Consider the following 1,846-nt stretch of genomic DNA (forward strand, 5'->3'; position numbering starts at 1 on the left):
AAGTTTTTTGTATTCCAAGATAGGAATATTATTTCTAAATCTTATAGCTCTGCTGCTGGGAATACTGTTCCAGATACATTAACTATTTCAGATTTATATGATGTAACTACGGAGTCCCCAACCGAAGAAACAGCATTAATCACATTTGGCCTAAAGCGAGGTTGGTATTATCGTTTCGCAGATGCTGGTGAAAAATCTTTATCCGCCGCAACAATTGTGCAGGGAAAAGTATTTTTTACATCCTATGTGCCTCAGACCGGAGCAACTGAAAATGCATGTTTAGTTCCAGGTGAAGGACGTCTTCGCGGCCGAGATCTCCATAAAGGAGGGAAAGTTTACAGCAACTCACAAGACTATTTTAAAATGAGCGAACAGGTTCCTGATACTCCAACCTTAGTAATTCCTAAAAATGGTGATGATAGTAGCTATATGTATTTAATCGGAATTGGCGATGCCGCAAATGATATGATCAAAAAAGATCTTTTGGGTGATGATGGTTGTGCTGCTGGCGATAACAAATGTGTCGGTGGTGGCTTAGGCGTTAATCAGATCTATTATCATATGAAAGAGAATTAAAAATGAAAGTAACAATCACTAAAGCATACTCTGGTTTTACCTTAATAGAGGTAATGATTACCGTCGTCATTGTAGGGATTTTAGCTTCTATTGCATATCCTTCGTATACTAAATTTGTTGCGAAGGGAGCTAGGGCTGATGCGCTAGCTGGTTTGATGAATGTGGCCAACAGGCAAGAACAATATTATTTAGATCATAAAACGTTCACTAAAAATATGAAAAAACTTGGTTTTTCTGTTGATGGTAATGGTAATTTTGTTGTCGAGAATGGATTTTATAAAATAGATGCAACTGTAGCTAATGCTAATAGATATACTATAGAGGCTAAAGCTATTGGTGTCCAAGCTACTCGAGATACAGAGTGTGCATCAATAGAGATAACTTCAGATGGGGTGAAAACACCAAGTGACTGCTGGTAAAGTTAGTTGTTTTTTACCGCTATGAATTGCAATTTACATCAGTGTTGATGGCTGCTATTTTCCCCGATGGGCTGATGCTAATGCCTTTAGAGTATTCACTATTTTTCTTAGACGGACAATAGTGAATACTTATTGAGCTTGTGCTACTTAGCATTCCATCCATACCAAACGTTATTAGTGTAGACGATGCTTTAATAAAATCTTTAGAGTTAAAACCTTGTATCCTCTTTAACACTTCAGTTCCATTGTCGGCAGTTTTATCTCCATTATCATCAATAAAAATAATGTAGCCATTATTCCAACTCCCCGAACAACTACTCCCATTTCCTGGACAAACAGATACTTTTCTACCAAAATTAACAGCTTGGCTTCTTGCGAATGCCATAGAACTTTCGATATTTCCGATTGCAGAAGCCGCGCGGGTATTATTGTATAACGAAGTAAACGAAGGCGCAGCGACAGCCAACAAAATTGCCGAAACGGCTACTGTTACCATCAACTCAATAAGAGTAAATCCGCTAGTTCTTCTCATGATTCATCCTTGTTGCACATAGTCATTATTAGTGGAATAAGCCTGATTTTCCGATATTTTAATTAAATAATACCATGTTTTTTGTTGTTTAATTGTTTTCAGTCTAAACCAATTCACTTTTAACATTAATCGTTTGTTCTTGAAAATAAAGATGGCATAGATCAATAAAGCATCAAATGGCTATAGCCAATATGACTTTACTCCACAGTCGTGCCTAATCATATATTTTGTTTATGACATGCTACAACGCTTGCTCTGAGGAACCATGCGTGGAGACTGTTTTCTGACAGTTATTCACAGAAAACGTTTAGAAAAATAT

Annotated in this window: 2 protein-coding genes and 1 pseudogene; 2 read left to right on the forward strand and 1 reads right to left on the reverse strand. The window is 36.9% G+C overall.

What is annotated here, in order from left to right:
* Together CXF78_RS21500 and CXF78_RS16020 are read left to right on the forward strand one after the other, a co-directional pair.
* A pseudogene (locus CXF78_RS21500) lies at nt 1–576 on the forward strand (rRNA (guanine-N1)-methyltransferase); the annotation flags it as partial.
* A 2-nt stretch (nt 577–578) separates the two neighbouring features.
* Nucleotides 579–995: a type IV pilin protein gene (locus CXF78_RS16020; RefSeq protein ID WP_011638330.1), complete on the forward strand. Its 417-nt coding sequence runs from the start codon at nt 579–581 to the stop codon at nt 993–995.
* Nucleotides 996–1,014: 19 nt separating this feature from the next.
* On the opposite strand, the gene CXF78_RS16025 is transcribed toward CXF78_RS16020, so the two are convergent.
* Nucleotides 1,015–1,527: a GspH/FimT family pseudopilin gene (locus CXF78_RS16025; RefSeq protein ID WP_011638329.1), complete on the reverse strand. Its 513-nt coding sequence runs from the start codon at nt 1,525–1,527 to the stop codon at nt 1,015–1,017.
* Nucleotides 1,528–1,846: the final 319 nt, after the last annotated feature.

The organism is Shewanella sp. 11B5 (assembly GCF_002836795.1).
Classification (GTDB): Bacteria; Pseudomonadota; Gammaproteobacteria; order Enterobacterales; family Shewanellaceae; genus Shewanella; species Shewanella frigidimarina.